Here is a 22,052-nt window from a genome sequence, read left to right as displayed (position 1 = left end):
AGCGTTTCGACTCATTGTTATTGGACTTGTATCGACCTCGAGGAGGGCCCATGGAAGAGCGAATCGTAAGCAGAGATTACTTGAAGGAGCTGCGGTTTCCGTTTTACATTATGCGGTGTACCCACAACGCGAATAATGTACCGAAGATGCACAGTCATGAGTTCGTGGAACTGGTATACGTGATCAAAGGGGAAGCGCTCCACTGCTTTGAAGGGGATGTATATCCGCTCAAGGCAGGGGATGTGTTCATCATCAATCCGAACGAGAATCATACGTTCGAATTCAGCGAAGGACAAGAAATTGAAATCGTCAACTGTCTGTTCTTGCCGGATCTGATTCATGATGCCTGCTTGAGAGAGCTTGGCGTTGACGATTCGATGGACTATTTCTATGTTCTGCCCTTCCTAAGCCCAGACGAGCGATTCCATCATCGGCTCAAGCTGAGCGAGCGCGAAACATCGGCTATCCTGCAGCTGCTTGAGTATATGATGCATGAATGGGATTTGAAGCGTACGGGATATACGACGCTCATACGACTGAAGCTTGTCGAGCTGTTCATTCAGCTTTCGCGCATCTATAAGGATTGGGTCAGCTCCAACAGAGATCATTCGAAGCGGCGTTCTAACCATTTGCTCGTTCAACGAATCAACGGGTTTCTGGAAAGACATTACGATGAGAAGCTATGTGTCACCGATTTGGGAGAAATGTTCAATATAAGCAATCGGCAATTGAACCGGGTATTTAAGCAAGAGACTGGCTTGACGGTCGTTGAGCGCGTCCATCATATTCGTATCGAGCACGCCAAGCAAATGCTGATGGAAAGCGAAGAGAAGGTACTCCATGTCGCGCAGAAGGTCGGCTATGATGACCCGGCATTCTTCAGCCATTTGTTCCGGCGCTATGTCGGTTGTTCACCCGGTAAGTTTCGAGGTCATGGTAAGTGAAGCAACGGATATGAAGAAGCATTTTGGCAGTCGGCCAAGCCGGCTGCCGTTTTTTATTGAAGAAGCTTGTACGCCTCAGAGCATCGATTTATGAGGGAAGAGTTCATTTCTCCGCTTATCCGACCTCCTTCTTACTCCAAGCTTAAGGTGGATAATGGAATTAATAGATGTAGTTAACATCATTATGTCATGCTATAGTAAGAGGTTAATTACAATGGTGAATATTTTCTTACATGCCTAGGCAAATAAGAGCTCCGTTCGCCTTGACAATATAAAAACGATTTAATATAGTGAAGTTGCTGCTGGAATGAACAATATTCTTGCATCACAGCTGCTGCGAGAGGGAATTTTCATAATGGAGGATTTTTAGGCATTGTTTTTACAATGATTGGTTTTAATATCTATTTATTGTGAGTTCCGATTTGGTATTGAAGGATGAATGGACTTCACATCGTGATTTGTAAGGGTTTTCAATTATGCTCGATAAAAACGTTTTTATTACAGCTAAATGTGAATCAATCATGCTATACCGGGTGTTTTTTTTGAAATGAATCATACGGGCGTAGGAGGAGTTTATTCATGAAAAAATTAGCGATGGAGCGCAGCATTCCTTGTTGGATCTGGCACTCCGATCGAGGTGGCAGCAATCGCCTCGCCATATCAGTAAGCTTTAATCTTAACCGGAAGATTACAGGGCTGTCCTGCCGATTCGCATTGACAGGCCGGGCGGACGTTTCGCTCGATGGTCAGCGTATCGCTGAAATTCCCGAGCTCGCTGCCCATACTGCGGCCTTCACGCTCGTGGACGGATTTCCGAATGTGCTCGAGGCTGGAACGCATACCCTGACTTTCGATATTGTTACTACGCGTCAGGTTCCCATCGTTGCAGTAAACGCCTATTTAGCCGGAAGAACCGTAGGTTTCGCCGCTTATATCGAAGGCGAAGATTTCTGGCTGTCGAGCGACGAATCGTGGGTCTGCGGAGACGGTACTGCTGCGGTCGTTGTCAGCCGTCTTGGAGAAGAGCCCTTCGGCGACCTGGAGAACGGCCCGGAATGGTTTGTTGCCGGCGGTTTTGGCGACATTGTTGCGAAGCCGATCGGAAACGTGCGGATCGATCAAAGCACCAATGCGGAAGCGACGGTAGTGAATCCCGGTGTCGTCAGGCTGACCGGGAAGGCGGCGGAATTGGAGCCGCTCGTGCAGCCACGGCGCAACGATCTGAACCTGTTCTACCATTTGCGCAAGCAATATGAATGGAAAGAAGTGCGCACCCAGCAGAAGGCGCGGGAATGGTCGGCCGCTTCCGTCGTACGACTTGCATTGCCGCGTGAAGAGAATGCGCGGATGAAGGTGGTCAATAACGGGGATGCCGCGATTCACTTGCTCTGGAACGGTGCGGAGTCGGTTTATGAAATGGATGCCTACGACGGCTGCATTTCGGAATGGTTTACGCTTGAAGCCGGCGCTTCGTTCATTACGCTTCCGCAAGGCTATCGTTTTATTCAATTGACGGTATTTGCCGAGCAAGCCGCAAACTTCGATCTGCTCATCAGCTTTGATGCGGTGGGCGTTGATTTGAACCGGGTCGGTAACGTTGACAGCGACCTTCCGCTTATGGACCAGATTTACGATGTATCCGCGCATACGAGTCTAATCTGTCATCAGATCGGCTTGTGGGACGGTGTCAAGCGCGATCGTTTGAACTGGACCTTCGATTATTATCTTGCGGCCAAATCCGGTTATTTCATATGGGATGACTATGCCGTGCTGAAACGTGCGGTCAGCGAGGTCGGCGAAGGCACCCAGCGCGGTTATTGGATGAATGGTATACCGGAGTACACCATGTGGTGGATCTGTACGCTGTGGGATTATTACTACCATACAGGAGACCGCGGATTCATTTTGGAAATGAAAGAGCCGCTTAAGCGGCACGTGGCGTGGATCAAGGAGAACATCGATCCCGATACGGGATCGATGCGCGATCTGGAAGGCGCGCTCATCGAATGGGTTCCGATTTCCAAGGAGGATGCCGAGTTAGGTGTTCACGCCGTATTGCGCCAAACGGCCAACAGGCTGCAGATGCTTGCGGGTGAGATTCCGGAGCTTGAGCTTGATGTAAGAGAGCTGTGGACCGCTCCGGAAATCGCAGCGGAACGATTCCTGGAATCGGGCGTCCTGGCGCTGGCGCTGCACGGCATTGAAAGCGGCTATGTCGGTGAAGAGGATGCGCGCCAGTTTCTTCTCCGTTATGAGCTGAAGGATCCCTTCACGCCATTGTCGGCCTTCCAGCTGGCTGAAGCGTACTCGGCATTCGAGATGAAGGACAAGGCTTGGGATGTCATCGCCGCGGTCTGGGGCAAGATGCTCGATTGCGACTCAACGACGTTCTGGGAAGGGGTCAAGCTGGAGCTTCCGGACGACTTCCACGATGCTCTGACGACGTACAAAGCCTATGATTCTTACCGGATGAGCTTGTGCCATGCATGGTCCAGCACGCCGATCAAGTGGATCAGTGAAAATATTCTCGGCGTAAGAATTGCAGAACCGGGCTGCCGCTCCATCGTGTTCGAGCCATACGCGCCGCAGGGTGCGAGCCGATGCAGCGGATCGGTGAACACGCCATATGGCCCTATACAGGTAGAATGGAAGAAGCGGGAGGACGGTTCGCTTGAAGCGTCGATTGAAGCTCCGGAACAAATCAAAGTGGTTCGCATGGAGATGGCGCGGTAGCTATAAAGCTGACCTGCGGGCACTTCTAGCTATTCCTCCTGATCATTCCAGGCGCCGCATGTTTTCCGAATATGAAGCTCGAACGGGATGACGACGTTCTGCGGCTGCGACTCTCTGCTGCGCGATATGTTTTTGAGAAGCAAACGGGTACCTTCCTTGCCGATCTTGTAGACATCGGTCGACAGGGAAGTAATCCCGTGCTTCACGGCCAGCTCCGAATTCTCGAAGCTTACGATCGCTACATCATCCGGAACCATTAATTGGTTCTCGGCACAATAAGCAAGTATACCGACTGCCTGAACGTCTCGGCCCGAGATAATCGCAGTCGGTTTTTCTTTTAGACCGCAGAAGCTTGCGGCGGCCTGATAGCCGCTGTTCTCGTTATCGTCGCCGATGTATACATACGCCTCATCGAATTTAATATTTGCCGCTTCAAGCGCTTCTTTGTAACCGTCGAAGCGGTCGGAGCAAACCAAATATTTGAGCGGTCCCGGACTTATGAACGCAATCCGCTTATGCCCGAGCTTGATCAGATGCGTTGTATTATGGAAAGCGGCTTCGAAGTTGTCCACGTCTACCCGGTGTACCGGCTGCTCCATATTCCCTTTGCCTAACAGGACGAAAGGGAAATGAAGTTTGTTCAAGTTCTTGACGAGCTGTTCGTCATTCTCGGGATTATACAGCAGGATGCCGTCCGTCATTTTTCTTTTTGCCATTTGAAGTGCTTTCATTTCTTCATCGGCCGCTTTCTCATGCTCCCAGGCCAGAAGAAGGTTATAATTGCGCTCATGCAGAACTTCGCCGATTCCTTGCAGCAGATCGGAGAACAGGCTGTTGCCGGCGAAATGAAACATATCCTTCCCGGGCTGCGGTACGAATAAGGCGATGTTGTTCGTTTTTCGCGTAACAAGGCTGCGGGCGGATGCGCTCGGCTGATATTGAAGCCGCTCGACGATCTCCAGGATGCGGCGCTTCGTTTCGGGTGCAACCGGAGCTGTTCCGTTTAAGGCAAACGAAACGGTCGATACCGATACGTTGGCTTCTCGCGCGATATCTTTAATGGTGACCATGAAGACACGTCCTAACTGGGAAATTAATGTTCTTAATCATCGCTTATTATATCAAACGGCCTGATGGAGATAAAGCGGTGTGTCTTCAGCACAAATGAGGATCGCGCTATGCGAAAAGCGGCGCCGGGAAGCAGCTGGCAGTTCAGGATTTTTTTCTGGCTGGAGAGAAGGACAAGGGCGATATATCGCGAAATAGAATAGGAATGCCGTTATGCCAAATATAAGCGGCAAATATGGGAGGGAAATGACTTGCTGACAGGTACAAGCGCTTATTCATTCGAAGTCATTGAGAATTGGGCACAATGGCCCGATTCCGTTAAAGTCGGGTACACACATGGTATTGAGACGGATGCAGCTGGGCGTGTGTATGTCTTTCATACAGGTACGCCGTCGGTTGTCATCTTCGACAATCAAGGACATTATATCAATTCATGGGGCGAACAGTTCGAAGGCGGCGCTCACGGGTTTTATTTGCACCGCGTCGGGGACCAGGAGCATCTGTACGTCACAGATACGAGAGGCGTTGTAGCTAAATATACGCTGGACGGTCAAGAACTGCTGAAGATCGGTACGCCGGATCTTCCGAATATTTACGATGATTCCCGCCGTTTCGTACCGACGGATGTGGCGGTAGGGCCGAATGGCGACATTTACATTGCCGATGGCTATGGCCAGTCCTACATACACCGTTATACGCCGGAAGGCGCATATGTGGGGTCATGGGGCGGAGATGGCGTAGAGCCCGGCAAGATGCGCTGCCCGCACGGGATATCGGTGAACCTGCGCGGCGCGGAGCCGGAGCTGTATGTGGCGGACCGCGGCAATAACCGGATCCAAGTGTTCACGCTGGACGGGGAGCACAAACGTTTTATTACCCATGATATGGATATGCCGTGCAGCTTCTATTTCGATGGAAGCGACATGTACTTCCCGGATCTGCACAGCCGGATTACGATCTTCGACGGTCAAGACCGCTTAATCGCGCATCTGGGCGAGGACCAGCAGGCGTATAAGCAGCAAGGCTGGCCGAACCTGCCGAAAGCGTACTACCGCCCGGATCGGTTCAGCTCGCCTCACGGCGTATGTGCCGATGGAAAAGGTAATGTGTTTGTAGCCGAATGGATCGAGGATGGCCGCGTAACGAAGCTAGTTCGATCGAAATAATACGGAATTGGAGCTCTGAAACGGTCATGGATCGTTTCAGAGCTTTTTATTTTGAACGGTGAAAGACCTTTCAGAACAATCGTGAAGCTATAAACCGACGAATAATGCATAGCCCGCTCCGCAGGCAGAATTTATCAGCTGTTCAGTTATTGTCTGGCGATGCTGCTGCTGACACGCCATCTTTTATATTGACAAAGATTTACTCTTCCACTAATGTAAAATCCATAGATTTAGTTAGCCGACTAATTAAAGGTGGTGTCCTTGTGGAAGGTAAGTATAGGGATGGCTTGATTCATATGATGGGTCATATCATGAAGCTTCACCGCCATAATGTCCATATCGTGATTCAAGACGATGTTTATCCCGGCCAGCCGCCTCTGCTGACAAGGCTTCTGGAGCATGACGGGTTAAGTCAGAAGGAGCTCGCCATGAAGATGAATGTCAAGCCGGCCACGCTGACCGTCATGATTAACCGGATGGCCAAGAATGGCTTGGTTGAGCGGCGTTCCGATCCTGCGGACCAGCGCGTATCCAGGGTATATTTGACCGAAAGCGGAAGGAAAGCGGCTGTCGATGTGAAGGAAGCCGTAGAGCGGCTGGAGGAGCGGAGCTTCTCCCGATTCTCCGAGGAAGAGAAGGCAGTTTTCCGGCATATGCTGCAGCGGATCCATGAGGAGCAAGAAGCGTTCCGGCGAGAAAACAGTTGATTCGAAAGTGGAGTGATCATATCCGTGTGGAAATTGCGTTCGTATCTTAAACCTTACCGATGGGCAGCGATATTGGCGCCGCTATTGATGGTCATGGAGGTTTGTATGGACCTTCTCCAGCCTAAGCTGATGGCAGGCATTGTGAACGAAGGCATCATGAATAACAACCTAGGCTACATCTGGGACTCGGGGCTCACGATGATTCTGGTCGCCTTGATCGGGCTCATCGGAGGGGTCGGCTGCACCTATTTCTCCAGTATCGCCTCGCAGCGCTTCGGCGCAGACCTGCGTAACGGCTTATATCAGAAAGTGCAGACGTTCTCATTCGATAATTTGGACAAATTGACGACGGGCTCACTCGTCACGCGGCTGACCGGCGATGTCGTGCAGATGCAGAACCTGGTTCAGATGCTGCTTCGTATGATGGTCCGCGATCCTTCGTTGGCGATCGGAAGCATTGTGATGGCCATCATCATCAGTCCCCGCCTGGCGCTTGTTCTGATTGCGGTTATTCCGATTCTCATTCTGATTATCGTACTCGTCAGCCGGATGGTCATCCCGTTATTCAACCGGATGCAGGGCAAGCTGGACGGGCTGAATACGGTTATGCGGGAGAACTTGTCCGGTATCCGTGTTGTGAAGGCGTTCGTAAGAGCGGCCTTCGAACGGGAGCGATTCGGCAGAGCGAACCGCGATTACTTGGACATCGCGTTGAAAGCGTCCCGTACAGTGGCAATCAGCATGCCGCTAATGATGCTCGTTCTGAATGCCAGCATTGTCGTCGTGCTCTGGTACGGTGGTGCGCAGACCTGGGAATCCGCTCTTCCGATCGGCAATCTGATTGCGTTCCTCAGTTATTTAACCCAACTGCTCTTCTCCCTCCTATCGGTGGGGATGATGCTGATCCAGTTTTCGCGGGCCAAGGCATCGGCAGACCGGATCAATGAGGTGCTCGAAACGGTACCGGGCATGTCGCAGCCAAGCGAAGGGGGAACTGCCGCCATCACAAGCGGGAAGATCGAATTCGATCGGGTATCGTTCGGCTACGGTCTGGAATCCTGCGGCACTTCCTTGGACAACGAGCACGTGCCGGTGCTTAAAGAGATCAGCTTCACGATTCATCCGGGTCAGACCGTAGGTATTCTAGGGGCGACGGGTTCCGGCAAGAGCTCAATGGTCGGTCTTATCCCGCGATTGTATGATCCGACCGAGGGCCGGGTTTCGATCGACGGCACCGATGTCAAAGAGATAGACGCCGTTCATTTGCGCCGTGAGGTCGGAATGGTACTCCAGCAGGCGATCTTGTTCAGCGGGACGATCCGGGACAATATCCGTTTCGGCCAGCCGGATGCTGCGGAAGCCGAGGTTGTGTCTGCGGCCAAAGCGGCAGCCGCGCATGATTTCATCGTCAAGCTTCCGGACGGGTACGATACCGAACTGGGACAGCGGGGCGTCAATCTCTCCGGCGGGCAGAAGCAGCGCATATCGATCGCGCGGGCACTTCTCCTTCGCCCGCGTATCCTTATCCTCGACGACAGTACCAGCGCGGTTGATCCTGCAACGGAAGCGCGCATCCAGCAGTCGCTGAAGGAGCTCATGGCGGAAAGCACCTGTGTCATCATCGCGCAGCGCATCTCTTCCGTAACGGATGCCGACAACATCATCGTTCTCGAGGATGGGGTCATAGCGGCTGCAGGAACACATGAGGAGCTTATTCGTACGAGTCCGGTATATCAGGACATTCACCGCTCTCAGCAGCGCAAGGAGGTGGCGAAACATGGCTGAGCATAAACCTAACGTACCGCATGATGGAGAAGGGAAGAAGATGGAACCGGCGCCGGTTCCGCCGTTGTTCGGCCCGGGACGGGGGAGAGGGACGGCGCCTAAAGTCAGAGCGAAGAACACGGCTGCTGCATTGAAGCGGATCTGGGGCTACTTGAGTCTTCAGAAGAAAGGCCTCGTTGCCGTATTCCTCCTAGTTGCGCTGGGAGCGGGCCTGACATTGACCGGACCTTATCTGATCGGCAAGGCGGTAGACGACTTTATTCTGAAGAAGGATGCCGGCGGTCTGGCCGGCCTATGCGTACTACTATTGGCGGTATATGTAACAGGAAGCGTCGTATCGTATTTGCAGACTTATGTCATGTCAGGGGTTGCTCAGCGTACGGTATGGGAAATGCGGCGGGATCTGTTTGCACATCTGCAAGAGCTGCCGCTCCGGTTCTTCGATCGAACGACGCACGGCGAATTGATGAGCCGGACGACGAACGATATCGATAACGTCTCGGTCACGCTCAATCAGAGCCTGATGCAGCTTATTAACAGCACCTTCATGCTTGTCGGCTCGCTTACATTAATGCTGCTGCTCAACATGTGGCTGACGCTAGTCGCGCTGGTGACGATTCCGCTGGTCATGCTCCTGGCGAAGCAAATCGCCAAACGGACCAAAACCTACTTTAGAGAGCAGCAGCAGTATCTGGGGGAATTGAACGGCTATATTGAGGAGACGATTTCCGGTCAGAAGGTTGTCAAGATGTATAACCGGGAAGCGAAGTCCGCGGAGCGCTTTCAAGCCGTCAATAACAAGCTTGCGCAAGCGGGAACGAAGGCGCAGGTCTTATCGGGCACGATGGGTCCCCTCATGAACATGATGAACCACTTCAGCTTTATTGTGTTGGCTGTAGCGGGCGGATGGCTGGCTTACCGCGGTTATACGACGGTGGGCGTCATCGTCAGCTTTCTTAATTATTCACGCCAGTTCAGCGGACCGGTCAACGAGCTTGCCAACCAGTACAACTTGATTCAGTCCGGCATTGCCGGTGCGGAGCGGGTATTCGAAACGATCGACACGGAGACGGAATTCGCGGGCAATGGAAGGAAGCGGCTGACGGAGACGGCCGCAGGAGAGGTCGTTTTTCAAAATGTTACATTCGGTTACGGCGATGCTCCGATTCTGTCCGACATCTCCTTCACGGCTAAGACGGGCGATATGATTGCTCTTGTCGGACCGACAGGCGCTGGGAAAACAACGATTATCAATCTGCTTACCCGCTTCTATGAAATCGGGGACGGGAGCATTACGATAGACGGGCAGGACATCCGCTCGCTGGATAAACAAAGTCTGCGGAGACAGCTCGGGATCGTGCTGCAGGATGCCTATCTATTCACCGATACGATTCGTGAAAATATCCGTTACGGCAAGCTTGATGCCACCGACGAGCAGATTCGCGCAGCCGCCAAGCTGGCGAATGCGGATGGATTTATAAGCAAGCTGCCGGGCGGCTACGATACGCTCATGTCTTCGGAAGGGGGCAATCTCAGTCATGGCCAGCGGCAGCTCGTTACGATCGCCAGAGCGATTCTTGCCGACCCGGCGATCTTGATCCTGGATGAAGCGACGAGCAGCGTGGATACCCGAACCGAGATGCACATTCAAGAAGCAATGAAGACGCTCATGAAAGGGCGCACCAGCTTCGTGATTGCCCATCGTCTGAGCACGATCCGCGATGCCGATCAAATCCTGGTCATCAATGAAGGCCGCATCATGGAAAGAGGCACTCACGATCAGCTCATGGAGGCGCATGGATTTTACCGCAATCTCGTTGCCAAACAATTTCAGAGTGCCGGCTAGCTCATATCGTCGTATAATCAAGAGAAGCTGTTACGACAGATTTTAATGCCGTTATTCTTGGAGAAAGTTTGGAGAGACATTCATGAATATAAATGTGAGGGTTAATGTTCGCAGCGGCTTACACCGCTTCTGGGACTGGCTGATCGGCCGGACGCTGACGACGCTGGACGGAGATACGCCCTTCTGGCGCAATTCGGTGATCGGCATCTGGGCCGTGTACGCCGCATCGCTTGTCGTTACTGCGCTTGGCATGCCGACCGGGCTGGGCATCATGTTCGATACCTTTACGGCTGGGCTGCTCGGCACAATCGCCATGCTGATCGGAGGAGGAGCCGCCGCTTTTATTTTATCGCTGATGTACGTACCGGTTCCGCGTTTCTTTGCAGGCAGTTTCATCTATTCCGGACTTATTCTATATACGATTCTATATTATGCCGACATGGGATTGTACGTATCTGTGATTCTTGCCGTGATTCTGACGCTCTCGGGTGCATTGCTCGGTCTGATCCTGGCCGCATTTCTACATCCGCGCTGGAGTGCGACGACCAAGCTATCCGCGCTGACGACGGCGGCCGTTCTGCTCCTGGCGTTCGTTATCTTTACGGACAAGGGCAAGGACGATACGGCGATTCCGGCTCTTGCGACGTCCGATACCGCATCTGCTCCGGTCGTTCCGCTGGCGCTGGATAACCCGGCTGCTCCCGGGGCATACGACGTACAGGACTTTACCTATGGGAGCGGGAATGATCGCCACCGCGATGAGTTTGCGCGGGACGCGGATTTGATTTCGGACAGTGTCGACGCTTCCGCCTACATCACCAGGTGGTCTTGGATCCGCTCGTTATTCTGGGGCTTCGACGAGAAAGAGCTTCCGGTTAACGGGCGCGTATGGATGCCGGAGGGCGATGGTCCGTTCCCGCTCGTGCTCATCGTACACGGCAATCACCTTATGGAGCAATTCTCCGATACCGGATATGCCTATCTCGGGGAACTGCTTGCCAGCCGGGGGTTCATCACCGTTTCCGTAGACGAGAATTTTCTCAATTATTCGGTATGGGGCGGAATTCCGAATCAGGACATGAAGGTCCGCGCATGGATGATGCTGAAGCATGTGCAGCAGCTGGCGGATTACAACGAGCAAGAAGAAACGCCGCTATATAACCGCATCGATCTGGACCGGGTGGCCATGATCGGCCATTCCCGCGGAGGACAGGCAGCCGCCATGGCCGCCGACAGCAACAGATGGTTCGCATCGGACGAAACGCTGGAAGGATTGGACGATGTCGGCATACAAGCAGTAGTCGCCATCGCTCCAACGGATAAGCAGGTCGACAAAACATCGGCGGTACTCAAGGACACGTATTATTTGACCATTCAAGGTGCGATGGACGGAGATGTCAACAATTTCTATGGCGACCGTCAATATATGCGGACCTCGTTTCGTTCCGACTCGGACCGGTTCAAAGCGTCCTTGTACATTGGCGAGGCGAATCATAGCCTGTTCAATACGAGCTGGGGCTCGATGGACGACAGTCTGCCGGGCGGGCTGCTGCTCAACCGGGAGATGATGGACCCTGAGGATCAGCGGGAGGCGGCCAAGGTTTACGTTTCCGCTTTTCTGGAGGCGGCATTGAACGGTAATAAGGCCTATGTGGAGTTGTTTCAGGACTACCGAAAGGGCAGTGACTGGCTGCCGGAAGCGACTTACGTGAACCGGTTCGAGAGCGGCCGCTTCACGGATCTGGCCCGTTTCGATGAGGATCGGGATAAAACCGCCGTATCGGGCAAAAGCAAGGTTGAGGCCAAGGGTGTCCAATGGACGGAATCGGATGCGCTTGACCGGGAACGCCAGAGTAAGGGGACGCGTGGCGTCACGCTGGAGTGGGACGAGGGGCAGAGCGGTTCTTACACCATCGCCTTGTCGGATATCTTTCGGAACCGGCTTGCAAGGCACGAGCGGACCGTGTTCAGTTTCTCGCTGGCAAACCTGGAGCGGGATATATGGCAAGAGGGGGCTGAGTTCGTTCCGCATCCGGACGTGGAGGTCGAGCTCGAGACGCTCGATGGATCGCGCGTAACGCTTCCGCTGACGGAGTTTATGCCGGTCGGATCTCCTCCCAGCACCGAGTTTACGATTGCATCGTGGATGGAAAGGCGGATCAAGGACGGGAAGTATAAAGAATCGACCGAGCCTGTGTTTCAAACCTACCGGCTGCCGTTGGAACGTTTCGAGCAGGCCGGATTTTCGCTGCAGGCGAGCGAGCTGGCTGCGGTCACGTTCCATTTGCAGGGCGGACCCGGAAAGATCATGCTGGACGACATCGGCTTTACCGATTAACTATCCTTATCTAATATGGCATCGAATGGTCTTGCTGAGAGCGATGAAACGCTCTGATGCAAGACCATTCCTATATTCCCATTATGGAACGGGGCAAACAAAACACCATTAGCCTTACAGATCCAGTACAGAGACCGGATTCGTAAACGGTTAACGGTGTTTGCGGCTGAATATCTTGCGTATTGCTACTCATGTTTGAACGAGAAACGGGCCTCTTTGCTCGACTTTCGTACATGCAGCTCAGACGGCAGCATTATTTTGCGCCAGCCTGCTGGTGCCTTGTCCTGGATGCGGTCGACAAGCATCTGAATGCCCATATAGCCGAAATCGTAGGCAGGCTGTGCAACGACGGTCATGAACGGGTCGACGACGAAGCCCGCCTCGAGCTCATCGAAGCAGACGACCGACAGATCCTCCGGAACCCGATAGCCCTTGTTCAGAAGAGCCCGAATGGCGCCGAGCGCAAGGAAGTTGTTCGCAGCGAACAGCGCGGTAGGAGGCTCCGGCATCTGCATTAATCGCTCCATGAGCGAATCCGTAACGCCCATGCGGTAATTCGCTTCGGTCAAGTAGTCGGGACGGAGCGGCAGATGATGCAGCTTGTGCGCTTCCTCATAGCCTTCTCTTCTTAACCGCGCGGTCGAGACCGTGGACGCTCCGTTGAGCAGCGCTATGCGGCGGTGGCCAAGCGAGATCAGATGTTCGGTAAGCCGTTTGGCTCCGTCCTTGCTGTCTCCCAGAACCATATCGCATTCGATTCCGGGCACTTCCCGGTCGAGCAGCACGATCGGCAAATCTTGCTTCTTCAGCTTCTGCAGATTCGGCAGGGAATCGTCGCCGGCCGGAGCAAATAATACCCCGTCCACTCTTGCGGACAGGACGGTTTCGATATACTCCTTCTCCTTGTCGATGCTTTCGTCGCTGTTAGCCAGCAGCAGACGGTAACCCAGCTGTCTGGCGGCGTCTTCGGCTCCGCGCGCAAGCGAGGTGTAGAAGGGGTTCGTAATATCGGCAATGAGCAGCGAAAGGATACGCGTCTCCTGTTTGACAAGACTTCGGGCCATAGAATTCGGCACGTAGTTCATCTCTTGCATAATGCTTAATACCCGTTTGCGTGTGTCGGCGCTGATCCGTCCTGTGTTATTGATAACTCTTGAAACCGTCATCGCCGAGCAGCCGGCTTTCTTGGCTATATCATATATGGTCACCATGGGATTTCTCAAACTCCGGTCTGTTTAAGGATATTTCTTGCCTTATCATCATAGCGCAAACTTGACTTGACAGCAATGCGGTCAGCTGTTAGTTTAGAGTTATCGATAACCCTAAGAGGTGATAGTTAATTGGCACATGTCATTGAAACAGGCGCCGACGCGCTGGTTGTAGACCCGAAGGACGACGTTGCTACCGCATTGCGTGATTTAACTGCCGGAGAGACGATCCAATACCGTTCCGGCCATGATGTTGCTAGTGTACATGTATTGAATGATATTCCGTTTGGGCATAAGCTGGCCATCCGCCCGATGGAAGCTGGAACCCATGTCCGCAAGTACGGGGAAGTCATCGGTCAATCCACGATGGCGATTCAATTGGGCGAGCATGTGCACGTTCATAATGTGGAAGGCATTCGAGGCCGCGGCGACCAAGCCGTTCAGGGGAAGGTGACGAACTGATGAACGAGATTCGCATTCAAGGCTATTTACGCCCCAACGGAGATTATGGCATTCGCAATCATCTGCTCATTATTCCGACCGTCATATGCGCGAATCAGGTATGTACACGCATTACGCAGCTCGTACCGGATACCGTTGCGATCCCGCATCAGCACGGCTGCAGCCAAATCGGAGCGGACAAGGACCGGACATTCGCCACGCTGGCGGGAACGGGCAAGAATCCGAATGTCGGCGCGGTATTAATTATTAGCCTCGGCTGCGAAGTCGTAGATCCATATGCGCTCGCTGACGACATCCGCACGACAGGCAAGCGTGTCGAGGTGATCGACATACAAGAAACGGGCGGATCTGTGAAAGCGATTCAACGAGGCGTGGAGCTCGCCCGCGGGATGCGCAATGAGCTTAATCTGCTTGCGCCAGAGACGATTCCGGCTGCCAAGCTGCGCATCGGCGTGAAGTGCGGCGGCTCGGACGCTACCTCCGGCATGGCGTCGAACCCCGCTCTCGGCGTGGCGTCCGACCTGCTGATCGAGCAGGGCGGGACGGTCGTGATCAGCGAGACGACGGAGATTATCGGCGCGGAGCATGTCTTGGCGCAGCGCTGCGCGACACCGGAGGTTGCCGAGCAGCTCTATGCTTTCGTCAACCGGTTCGAACGGGAAGTGGAACGGATGGGGGCGGATATGCGCGGCGGCAATCCAAGCCCTGGCAACATAGCGGGCGGCCTTACGACAATCGAGGAAAAGTCGCTTGGCTGTATTAGCAAATGCGGCACATCGCCGATGATGGGTGCATTCGAATACGCAGATCCGATTCCGGGCCAGGGCCTTTATTTCATGGATTCGCCCGGGAATGACATTGAATGCGTATCGGGTATGGCGGCAAGCGGCGTCCACCTGGTCTGCTTCACGACAGGACGCGGCACGCCGACTGGCGCCGCAGTCGTGCCGGTAGTGAAGATTACGGGCAACAAATTAATGTTCGCGCGCATGTCAGACAACATGGATGTGGACGTCAGCCAGATTCTGGACGGCACCTCGGGCGTCGAACAGGCTGGCGAGCGTATTTGGGATGAAATCGTAGAAGTCGCCAGCGGTAAGCTGACCAAAGCGGAAATTCTCGGACATCAGGAGTTCAGCATTAACCGAATCGGACCGAGCTTGTAATCGGCGAGGGATTAAAGGAGATCGAATCAATGGGCAGACTACAAAATAAAATCGCACTCGTTACCGGGGGCAGCAGAGGCATCGGCGAAGCGATCGTCATCCGTGTCGCTGAAGAAGGGGCGGACATAGCGATTAATTATACATCCGATTCCAGCCGCGTGAAGGCGGAAGCGGTCGCCGAGAAAGTGAAAGCGCTTGGCAAGCGCGCAATCGTCGTGCAGGCGGATGTCGGCAGCAAGGAACAAGTGCTGCGGATGTTTGACGAGGTGGAGAGCCAGCTTGGACATGTCGATATCCTTGTGAACAATGCCGGCATCGCTCCATTCGAATCCTTCATGAAAATTACGGAGGAGACATGGGACCGCACGTACAATACGAACGTGAAATCGATTTTCCTCTGCTCGCAGCGGGCTGCGGCATCCATGAGAGAACGCCGCTCCGGCAAAATCGTCAACGTGCTCTCCACGGCAAGCCTTGTTGTGACGAGCCCGGTCATTCCGCACTACCAGTCCTCGAAAGCGGCCGCCCATATGTTGACAAAAGGGATGGCGATCGAGCTGGGACCATTCAACATTAATGTCAACGCGGTCGGACCAAGCACGGTAGATACGGATATGTGTACCGATTACCTTGGCGACGACGAAATCCGCCGCAAGGAAATTGAAGCCAATCCGATGAAGCGGCTGGGCACGGCGCGGCAAATTGGAGATGCGGTCGTCTTCCTGGCTTCCGAAGAAGCGATGCAGGTAAACGGACATCTCTTGATGGTAGACGGAGGCTTGACTGTGAAAGCGGCTCAGCCTCAAGACGAATTGGAACGGTAATGAGTTGTCTCAAATGTATTTGAACAGATGCCGGCTTCCGGATGTATTTATATCGGAGCTGGCTTTTTTTTGTATTTTCTGGCGACCGCAGCTAAAGCCGCAGAGAGGTTCACAGCAATCGAGCCTGCTCTATAACATCAGGGACCAAATGAGAAGGGTCAGCTCGATGGAACCGCTGAACATGCAGCGGTTCGTAGCGCATTGTAACGAGCAGGCGAAGACCGTGCTCCTGCCGTCTGTCAGAACGACGACAAGAACGTGGAAACAGAACGGAGAGCCGCAGCTGACGGAAGAGATTGACGGCTTGTTCGCCTTCAAGCTGAAGGAGCAGAGTACATTCATCCCAGTCGACAACGTCGAAGGTATGCGATGGCTCAATCCCGTTTTTAAACGGATATCGTGCTGAAGCACTTCGGCGGGTTTATTCTCAATAATTTATTACCCGTTAGCCGTGCAGTCTGACAGTGTTTGTGCGTTTCTCCCGGTACAACCGAACGGACAACCTGTCGCCTCTTCGAATAAGATATTCTATCTTACATGAGGAGGGTTGTCGCCGTGATGCATTTTATTACTTGCTCGGCAGCTGCAGTAATAGGCTCGATTCTCGCATTTTCATTCGGAATCTGGCCGGAATCGTTAACACTGCTTCTAGCTGCAATGGGAATCGATTACGTGACGGGCGTTATCGCAGCCATTAGGGAGAAGAAGGGACTGAGCAGCGAAGTCGGCTCATGGGGACTGGCGAAGAAAGGGCTTATGCTGCTTGTCATTATCCTCGCGCATCGGATCGACATGCTGTTAGTGTCCGATGATATGGTGATGGGAGCCTCGATCTACTTTTACCTGGCCAACGAGCTGATTTCCATTACCGAAAATTTGGGCCGCAGCGGCGTTCCGCTGCCGGACCGCCTTCGCGAATTCATAGAGGTGCTTAAAAAAAAGAAATCGTGACCATGAGAGGTTGCAACGGCCATCCTCATCCGTTATAATGAGAACAAATGTTCTTATTTTGGAGGGTTGTATATGGCCGTGGATATGAATACCCAGCCGCCTGTACAGATTGGTAAAGAGCTGGAGCTTGTGAAACGGTACGTCCTGCTTGGGATGACAATGCGGATTCTGAATCATGATATTCGAGTTGTCGGAGCATCTCCCACTAAGCTTCCGCGTCTATACGAATCGATGCTCAGAGGGCTTCAGGACCGGGTTCTGCTGGAGCTTGCCGCGCTTCGCAAGCAGTTCCGCGAAAGCGGTATCCGCATATACGACGAGACGGCCGGGACGGACGGATTAACGGCCCGTTATCTGTGCCGGGGCTATGAACACTCATTCTCCCTGATTTGGAGCTACGTCCGTTCGGAAGCGGAACGGATGCTCAAATCGCATTTGAAAGGTTGAAACGTTCATCAATTTGTCAAATAAACAAAAAAAGTTCACAGGTTTGACTAGTTTAAGGTTGAGATAATCGGACCATCTTAGGTAATATAGGAAGTAGACATTTTGATGACAAAGGGGAGCAAGCAGTAATGTACAAGTGGATTATGTTCGTCGTGTTTGCAGCGGCTTCGATTTTGGGCATTTATTTGGTGACGAACGAACTTCCTGGGAAACCGGTTGATGAAGCGGCATCATTGCCACCAGGCGTAACGCTGCTTAAAGTGGAAGCCAACGCGGATTTCACATTCGGAGAGAAAGAATATAGGGTGAAGAAGGGCGACAAGGTTAAGCTGAAGCTTGTGAATAAGAGCGGCGTGCACGGTCTGGCCATCCCGGATCTGGGCATCGATCTTAAAGACGACAAGATGGAGCAAGAAGTAACCTTTGATGAAGCCGGTACTTTCGAAATGCACTGTTCCGTTGGCTGCGGTGTCGGTCACGGGGATATGAAATCCGTTATTATCGTGGAATAAACAAGGAAGGAGCCTGATTGAAGGGCTCCTTTTTTGACTTAGCCGCCATTTTCATGATAGCCGGGCACATGGAGCTATTCTTGACGCTTTAGTAAGAACGTCTCCGCTGACGGCTTTTGGCAATCATCCGATCGCAGATGTACCCGATTAACGCCCACGAGGCGACGGTAAGAACGTACATCAGCAGCACATTCACTTGATGTACGTCGATGAAGAACTCCACGAACCATGCCGGGACGCTTAACATGAAGAACACCATATTGTGCGGGTCGAATCCCGAATAATTATAAAGGCACAGAGCCAGTCCGAAGAGCGTGGCGACGATCGTTACCGGATAGCGCATTTGTTTGCGATTCCCCTTTACTGAAGATTGCCGAGTAACAGCAGCTTAGGTTATTATGTGACAAAAGGACGTTCATCATGCGGACGCATGGAAGTATGTCCGCTGGACGAGCCATACTTATGAAAACCAAAAAGGAGCGACGAACTGACATGATTACACACATCGTAATGTTCAAACTGAAAGACAACAGTCCTGAGAAGGTAGCCCAAACGGTACAGGTGCTCCGGAATATGGAAGGCAAGATTGACGAACTTATTTCCATCGAGGTCGGAACCGACATTCTGCACTCGGAACGCTCATACGATATAGCGCTCGTAACCAAATTCGAATCGATGGAGGCGCTATCAGCCTATCAAGTGCATCCGGAACATCAAAAAGTAATCGAGCATATGTCGCAGGTGCGCGAAGCGTCTGTCAGCGTTGATTACGAGAGCTAGGCGGTAGCGACTCATGCGTGATGTCTATGAAATGCTGTTTTATTTGCTCGTTATTATCATCAGTTGTATTGTAATGACCATGTGGCTTAAGCGCAAAGCCAAGAAAAAGAAGTCTTAGTATATAAGAGGCAGGTGTCTTAGCGAGTGTACTATGTAAATCGCGAACAAATATCGATTCGGCTGGCGGTCATTCCAGACATCGCCGAGGCGTTAACCACGCTTGCCAAGTCTTGGAACGGCAGCTTGCTGCAGGGCTTGTCTCAGGAACGGGCGCTGCACTTGGCGGTTGAAACGGTCACCGATGTCGGGAGCTACCTTATTGACGGATTTATTATGAGGGATGCGAGCAGTTATGAAGATATCATCGAGATCATCGCCGGCGAGAACGTATTTCCCGAACCGTTAAAGGTGACGCTGCTGGAGCTCGTTCGGCTGCGCCGTCCTCTGGTGCAGGATTATTACGAATGGACACGTGAAGCGCTGCATCCGCTGACGCAGGTGCTGCCTGAGACGCTGTCCGCCTTCAAGTCCGCAGTAGAAGCCTATTTGCTGCAGGAGTTGGGCGAGGAGCGGCCATCATAGGCGGCTTTCGCGGACAGGTACCGCCATTTGTCGATTTACGAACCCTTCAAAATAGGATACAATTGTCCTATTAATAAGCCATGCAAAGAGGCGCAAGGTGGTGATGGGTTTGAAACGATTAGGTGAAACGTTCACGAGCGAACCGTTTGTTCGGCAGGAAGGATCGACGAGACACACGATACTGCTGCTGCTGAAGACAAAGGGCCAGATGAATGCCGGCGAGCTGGCGAAAGAGCTGCAAATAACCGAAATGGCCGTCCGCAGACATCTGAATACGCTGGAACGCGACCTACTCATTCGACCCACTGTCGTTCGGCAGGCAATGGGAAGACCGACGCATATGTACGGTTTAACAGACCAGGCGGAACGAATGTTTCCACAGAACTATAAGGTGCTTACCCTTGATTTCCTGCATCAATTGTCCGCTGATGCCGATACGGCTGAGCTCGTCGATCATCTGTTCACGGGTCGCAAACAAAAGCTGCTGGAGCGGTATGCGTCCAGGATGGAAGGGAAGAATCTGGGCGAGAAAGTGGAGGAGCTGGCCGCTATTCAGAATGACGGCGGCTATATGGTTAAGCTGGAGGCCCATGAAGATACGTTCGTTCTACATGAATATAACTGTCCGATCGCCCAAGTTGCGATGCATTACCAGCAAGCTTGCCGCTGCGAATTAGCGTTGTTCGAAGAGCTGCTGGACGCGAAGGTCGAACGAACCGAATGTTTGGCCAAGGGCGGAGGAAAGTGCAGCTACGTAATCCAAGATATCTGAATCATACCAATAAGATAAGGCTGACCGTAAAGCGGAGTAATTCGCTATATGGTCAGCCTTTTCTATCGAATAGGGGCCGCCGGAAAATTTAAATCGGCATCGGTTGTGTCAGGTCAAGCCCATGCTGCTTATAATGTCAATACGAATTGGGCATTCGTCTAGAGGACATTCGGAAGGGGGAACAGGGGATGATAACAATTTGGCTTCAGGCGGCGTTTGTCGCGGCATTCGTCATGCTGGTTGGCGGCGTGCTGCTGTGGTTAAGAGCGGCTGACCGCAAGCTTGCCCGATTAATGGAGTCAGCGGAAGCGCTCCAGCAAAGCACCGGGGAGATGACTGCACAGGTATGCAGTCTCGTGGGGCCGGCGGCTGATACGATTCGGACTGTGCAGCGGCAGCTGGAAGGAACGGCACGGCTATTCGATGCTGCCAGAAGCATAGGTGAATCGGCCGAACAAGTGTCGGCAACCGTAAACCGGTTGTCCGCCGCGTTATCCGAACACGCGATCAATCACACGGAGCATGGCGGTAAATACCGGAAACAGATCGCAGAGGCGCTGGATATCGCTGAAGTCGGCTATGCGGCCTGGCAATTTTGGCAATCGAAGCGAAAAGAAACCCGTTCCTCTGCATGTTCCAAGTATGACGAAGGGCACGATACTACAGAATGACAACCAGACTCCTGCGCGAGACCGGCCTGGATCGATGAAGGCGACGAGGAACCAATAACTGCTCCGCGCAAGATGAGTCTAATTAATGGTTGCAGATAAGGAGAGATCGATGATGGCAAACCGAAATTCAACGAAAAGCTTCTTGTTTGGCGCATTGGCAGGAGGAATTATCGGCTCTGTGACCGCACTTCTGCTTGCGCCAAAACCTGGCCGCGAGCTTCGGCAGGATATTGCTGACGGTGCGCAACAGGTCGGTGAGACGACTGTGAGGATTGCAGGACAGGTGGGAGAGACGACGAGCCGGATTGTGAAGCAGGTCGGCAGCGGCGCATCTCAAGCTGCCGTGAAAGCGAAGGATGCGGCAGGCAGCATAATCGGCACGGTGCGCAGCTGGCGCGGCGGAGCGGACGAGGAAGATTCGCAAACACTGGTCAGCTTGAATGCCATCGAAGAAACAGTCGAACTGTCCGAGGATAACCAGAAGGAAGAGACGGAGCTGCAGCTAACGACTTAATTGGAACTGGCAAGTAAGGCGATGCTATCAGGAGGCATTGCCTTTTTCTCTTTCTTCCGGATCATCACAAAAAATGGCATACCGCTGACGAGGATTAATCGTTCAGCTTGGACGCCGCTTGCGCGATACGTTCGAATGAGCCGATGAAGGCTTCGCGGTCCTCGATATCCGACTCATGGAAGAGCCGGGATAGAATCGAATGGTATTGCTGACGGACCTTGAAGATCGCATGCTTCCCGCTTTCCGTTAATTGCAACTGGATGACTCTCCGGTCATTCGCGTCAGGATTTCGTTCCACGAACCCATTCTGGACAAGCCGTTCAATCATGACCGTGATCGCACTCGGCTTCACTTCCATCCGTTCAGCAAGCTGAGAGGTTGTAGCGTGCCCCTTTTCCATAATCAGCTTCAGGATGTAGCATTGCGGTCCTGTTAATCCCTCCTCGAGCTGCTGTGTGATCACGCCATTGAGCTTGCGGTTGATCAGAGAGAACGCGCGTTGAAACCGCTCCGAGTAGGCAATATTCATAAGTTCCTCGTTATCCTCTGCATAATGTTCAGTCATTTAGTTAAACA

23 protein-coding genes are annotated in these 22,052 nt (G+C 52.8%); 19 read left to right on the top strand and 4 right to left on the bottom strand.

Annotated elements, in window-relative coordinates; translation table 11 throughout:
• Positions 1 to 50: 50 nt before the first annotated feature.
• Together L1F29_RS22775 and L1F29_RS22770 are read left to right on the top strand one after the other, a co-directional pair.
• A complete protein-coding gene (locus L1F29_RS22775; RefSeq protein ID WP_258384330.1) occupies positions 51 to 944 on the top strand; it encodes an AraC family transcriptional regulator in 894 nt (297 codons plus the stop codon).
• 579 nt (positions 945 to 1,523) lie between these two features.
• Complete coding sequence (locus tag L1F29_RS22770; RefSeq protein WP_258384329.1) at positions 1,524 to 3,677, top strand: alpha-L-rhamnosidase C-terminal domain-containing protein; 2,154 nt, start codon at positions 1,524 to 1,526, stop codon at positions 3,675 to 3,677.
• 29 nt (positions 3,678 to 3,706) lie between these two features.
• Here the strand turns inward: L1F29_RS22770 and L1F29_RS22765 are convergent, their stop codons facing one another.
• Positions 3,707 to 4,747, bottom strand: coding sequence for a LacI family DNA-binding transcriptional regulator (locus tag L1F29_RS22765; protein WP_258384328.1), 1,041 nt, complete (start codon positions 4,745 to 4,747; stop codon positions 3,707 to 3,709).
• A gap of 249 nt (positions 4,748 to 4,996) precedes the next feature.
• On the opposite strand from L1F29_RS22765, the gene L1F29_RS22760 reads away from it, so the two are divergent.
• The 5 genes from L1F29_RS22760 to L1F29_RS22740 all read left to right on the top strand — a co-directional run bounded on the left by L1F29_RS22760 (position 4,997) and on the right by L1F29_RS22740 (position 12,587).
• Positions 4,997 to 5,911 carry an NHL repeat-containing protein gene (locus L1F29_RS22760; protein ID WP_258384327.1) on the top strand — a complete coding sequence of 305 codons (915 nt, stop codon included), beginning with the start codon at positions 4,997 to 4,999 and terminating at the stop codon, positions 5,909 to 5,911.
• 263 nt (positions 5,912 to 6,174) lie between these two features.
• Positions 6,175 to 6,618: a MarR family winged helix-turn-helix transcriptional regulator gene (locus L1F29_RS22755; RefSeq protein ID WP_373876427.1), complete on the top strand. Its 444-nt coding sequence runs from the start codon at positions 6,175 to 6,177 to the stop codon at positions 6,616 to 6,618.
• 24 nt (positions 6,619 to 6,642) lie between these two features.
• Complete coding sequence (locus tag L1F29_RS22750) at positions 6,643 to 8,403, top strand: ABC transporter ATP-binding protein (RefSeq protein WP_258384326.1); 1,761 nt, start codon at positions 6,643 to 6,645, stop codon at positions 8,401 to 8,403.
• Positions 8,404 to 8,443: 40 nt separating this feature from the next.
• A complete protein-coding gene (locus L1F29_RS22745) occupies positions 8,444 to 10,249 on the top strand; it encodes an ABC transporter ATP-binding protein (protein WP_258389777.1) in 1,806 nt (601 codons plus the stop codon).
• An 82-nt stretch (positions 10,250 to 10,331) separates the two neighbouring features.
• The gene (locus tag L1F29_RS22740; RefSeq protein WP_258384325.1) at positions 10,332 to 12,587 is read left to right on the top strand and encodes a poly(ethylene terephthalate) hydrolase family protein; all 2,256 of its coding nucleotides are present in this window, start codon (positions 10,332 to 10,334) and stop codon (positions 12,585 to 12,587) included.
• 185 nt (positions 12,588 to 12,772) lie between these two features.
• Here the strand turns inward: L1F29_RS22740 and L1F29_RS22735 are convergent, their stop codons facing one another.
• Complete coding sequence (locus tag L1F29_RS22735; RefSeq protein ID WP_258384324.1) at positions 12,773 to 13,798, bottom strand: LacI family DNA-binding transcriptional regulator; 1,026 nt, start codon at positions 13,796 to 13,798, stop codon at positions 12,773 to 12,775.
• 129 nt (positions 13,799 to 13,927) lie between these two features.
• Here L1F29_RS22735 and L1F29_RS22730 point away from each other — a divergent pair, with 129 nt between their 5' ends.
• From L1F29_RS22730 to L1F29_RS22700, 7 genes are all read left to right on the top strand, one after another.
• Entirely contained in the window at positions 13,928 to 14,257 is a 330-nt protein-coding gene (locus tag L1F29_RS22730; RefSeq protein WP_258384323.1) for a UxaA family hydrolase, read from the top strand.
• Positions 14,257 to 15,423, top strand: a complete 1,167-nt coding sequence (locus L1F29_RS22725) for a UxaA family hydrolase (RefSeq protein WP_258384322.1) — start codon at positions 14,257 to 14,259, stop codon at positions 15,421 to 15,423. Before L1F29_RS22730 ends, L1F29_RS22725 begins: the two co-directional genes overlap by 1 nt.
• A 29-nt stretch (positions 15,424 to 15,452) precedes the next feature.
• A complete protein-coding gene (locus L1F29_RS22720; protein ID WP_258384321.1) occupies positions 15,453 to 16,247 on the top strand; it encodes an SDR family NAD(P)-dependent oxidoreductase in 795 nt (264 codons plus the stop codon).
• A gap of 166 nt (positions 16,248 to 16,413) precedes the next feature.
• Positions 16,414 to 16,653 (top strand): hypothetical protein, encoded by a 240-nt coding sequence (locus L1F29_RS22715; RefSeq protein ID WP_258384320.1) that lies wholly within the window; start codon positions 16,414 to 16,416, stop codon positions 16,651 to 16,653.
• Positions 16,654 to 16,805: 152 nt separating this feature from the next.
• Positions 16,806 to 17,198 (top strand): phage holin family protein, encoded by a 393-nt coding sequence (locus tag L1F29_RS22710; RefSeq protein WP_258389776.1) that lies wholly within the window; start codon positions 16,806 to 16,808, stop codon positions 17,196 to 17,198.
• Between the two features lie 72 nt (positions 17,199 to 17,270).
• Complete coding sequence (locus L1F29_RS22705) at positions 17,271 to 17,645, top strand: YhjD family protein (RefSeq protein ID WP_258384319.1); 375 nt, start codon at positions 17,271 to 17,273, stop codon at positions 17,643 to 17,645.
• Between the two features lie 128 nt (positions 17,646 to 17,773).
• The gene (locus tag L1F29_RS22700; protein ID WP_258384318.1) at positions 17,774 to 18,157 is read left to right on the top strand and encodes a cytochrome C oxidase subunit II; all 384 of its coding nucleotides are present in this window, start codon (positions 17,774 to 17,776) and stop codon (positions 18,155 to 18,157) included.
• Between the two features lie 88 nt (positions 18,158 to 18,245).
• Here the strand turns inward: L1F29_RS22700 and L1F29_RS22695 are convergent, their stop codons facing one another.
• Positions 18,246 to 18,500 carry a hypothetical protein gene (locus tag L1F29_RS22695; RefSeq protein ID WP_258384317.1) on the bottom strand — a complete coding sequence of 85 codons (255 nt, stop codon included), beginning with the start codon at positions 18,498 to 18,500 and terminating at the stop codon, positions 18,246 to 18,248.
• Between the two features lie 149 nt (positions 18,501 to 18,649).
• Between L1F29_RS22695 and L1F29_RS22690 the strand changes: the two genes are divergently transcribed.
• From L1F29_RS22690 to L1F29_RS22670, 5 genes are all read left to right on the top strand, one after another.
• On the top strand, positions 18,650 to 18,937 hold the full coding sequence (locus tag L1F29_RS22690) for a Dabb family protein (protein WP_258384316.1): 288 nt from the start codon (positions 18,650 to 18,652) through the stop codon (positions 18,935 to 18,937).
• 144 nt (positions 18,938 to 19,081) lie between these two features.
• Positions 19,082 to 19,519 (top strand): DUF86 domain-containing protein, encoded by a 438-nt coding sequence (locus L1F29_RS22685; protein ID WP_258384315.1) that lies wholly within the window; start codon positions 19,082 to 19,084, stop codon positions 19,517 to 19,519.
• Between the two features lie 109 nt (positions 19,520 to 19,628).
• A complete protein-coding gene (locus tag L1F29_RS22680) occupies positions 19,629 to 20,291 on the top strand; it encodes a helix-turn-helix transcriptional regulator (RefSeq protein ID WP_258384314.1) in 663 nt (220 codons plus the stop codon).
• 188 nt (positions 20,292 to 20,479) lie between these two features.
• On the top strand, positions 20,480 to 20,962 hold the full coding sequence (locus L1F29_RS22675; RefSeq protein ID WP_258384313.1) for a DUF948 domain-containing protein: 483 nt from the start codon (positions 20,480 to 20,482) through the stop codon (positions 20,960 to 20,962).
• A 109-nt stretch (positions 20,963 to 21,071) separates the two neighbouring features.
• Positions 21,072 to 21,476, top strand: a complete 405-nt coding sequence (locus L1F29_RS22670; protein WP_258384312.1) for a YtxH domain-containing protein — start codon at positions 21,072 to 21,074, stop codon at positions 21,474 to 21,476.
• 94 nt (positions 21,477 to 21,570) lie between these two features.
• On the opposite strand, the gene L1F29_RS22665 is transcribed toward L1F29_RS22670, so the two are convergent.
• A complete protein-coding gene (locus L1F29_RS22665; protein WP_258384311.1) occupies positions 21,571 to 22,041 on the bottom strand; it encodes a MarR family winged helix-turn-helix transcriptional regulator in 471 nt (156 codons plus the stop codon).
• Positions 22,042 to 22,052 lie beyond the last annotated feature (11 nt).

The sequence above is a fragment of the Paenibacillus spongiae genome, from assembly GCF_024734895.1.
In the GTDB taxonomy this organism is placed as follows: domain Bacteria; phylum Bacillota; class Bacilli; order Paenibacillales; family Paenibacillaceae; genus Paenibacillus_Z; species Paenibacillus_Z spongiae.
This window is presented reverse-complemented; position numbering and strand designations above follow the sequence as displayed.

Coding starts and splice junctions, on each gene's coding strand:
- L1F29_RS22775 (WP_258384330.1), top strand. CDS start 51: ATGGAAGAGCGAATCGTAAGCAGAGATTACTTGAAGGAGCTGCGGTTT.
- L1F29_RS22770 (WP_258384329.1), top strand. CDS start 1,524: ATGAAAAAATTAGCGATGGAGCGCAGCATTCCTTGTTGGATCTGGCAC.
- L1F29_RS22765 (WP_258384328.1), bottom strand. CDS start 4,747: ATGGTCACCATTAAAGATATCGCGCGAGAAGCCAACGTATCGGTATCG.
- L1F29_RS22745 (WP_258389777.1), top strand. CDS start 8,444: ATGGAACCGGCGCCGGTTCCGCCGTTGTTCGGCCCGGGACGGGGGAGA.
- L1F29_RS22740 (WP_258384325.1), top strand. CDS start 10,332: ATGAATATAAATGTGAGGGTTAATGTTCGCAGCGGCTTACACCGCTTC.
- L1F29_RS22735 (WP_258384324.1), bottom strand. CDS start 13,798: ATGGTGACCATATATGATATAGCCAAGAAAGCCGGCTGCTCGGCGATG.
- L1F29_RS22725 (WP_258384322.1), top strand. CDS start 14,257: ATGAACGAGATTCGCATTCAAGGCTATTTACGCCCCAACGGAGATTAT.
- L1F29_RS22720 (WP_258384321.1), top strand. CDS start 15,453: ATGGGCAGACTACAAAATAAAATCGCACTCGTTACCGGGGGCAGCAGA.
- L1F29_RS22715 (WP_258384320.1), top strand. CDS start 16,414: ATGGAACCGCTGAACATGCAGCGGTTCGTAGCGCATTGTAACGAGCAG.
- L1F29_RS22710 (WP_258389776.1), top strand. CDS start 16,806: ATGCATTTTATTACTTGCTCGGCAGCTGCAGTAATAGGCTCGATTCTC.
- L1F29_RS22705 (WP_258384319.1), top strand. CDS start 17,271: ATGGCCGTGGATATGAATACCCAGCCGCCTGTACAGATTGGTAAAGAG.
- L1F29_RS22700 (WP_258384318.1), top strand. CDS start 17,774: ATGTACAAGTGGATTATGTTCGTCGTGTTTGCAGCGGCTTCGATTTTG.
- L1F29_RS22695 (WP_258384317.1), bottom strand. CDS start 18,500: ATGCGCTATCCGGTAACGATCGTCGCCACGCTCTTCGGACTGGCTCTG.
- L1F29_RS22690 (WP_258384316.1), top strand. CDS start 18,650: ATGATTACACACATCGTAATGTTCAAACTGAAAGACAACAGTCCTGAG.
- L1F29_RS22675 (WP_258384313.1), top strand. CDS start 20,480: ATGATAACAATTTGGCTTCAGGCGGCGTTTGTCGCGGCATTCGTCATG.
- L1F29_RS22670 (WP_258384312.1), top strand. CDS start 21,072: ATGATGGCAAACCGAAATTCAACGAAAAGCTTCTTGTTTGGCGCATTG.
- L1F29_RS22665 (WP_258384311.1), bottom strand. CDS start 22,041: ATGACTGAACATTATGCAGAGGATAACGAGGAACTTATGAATATTGCC.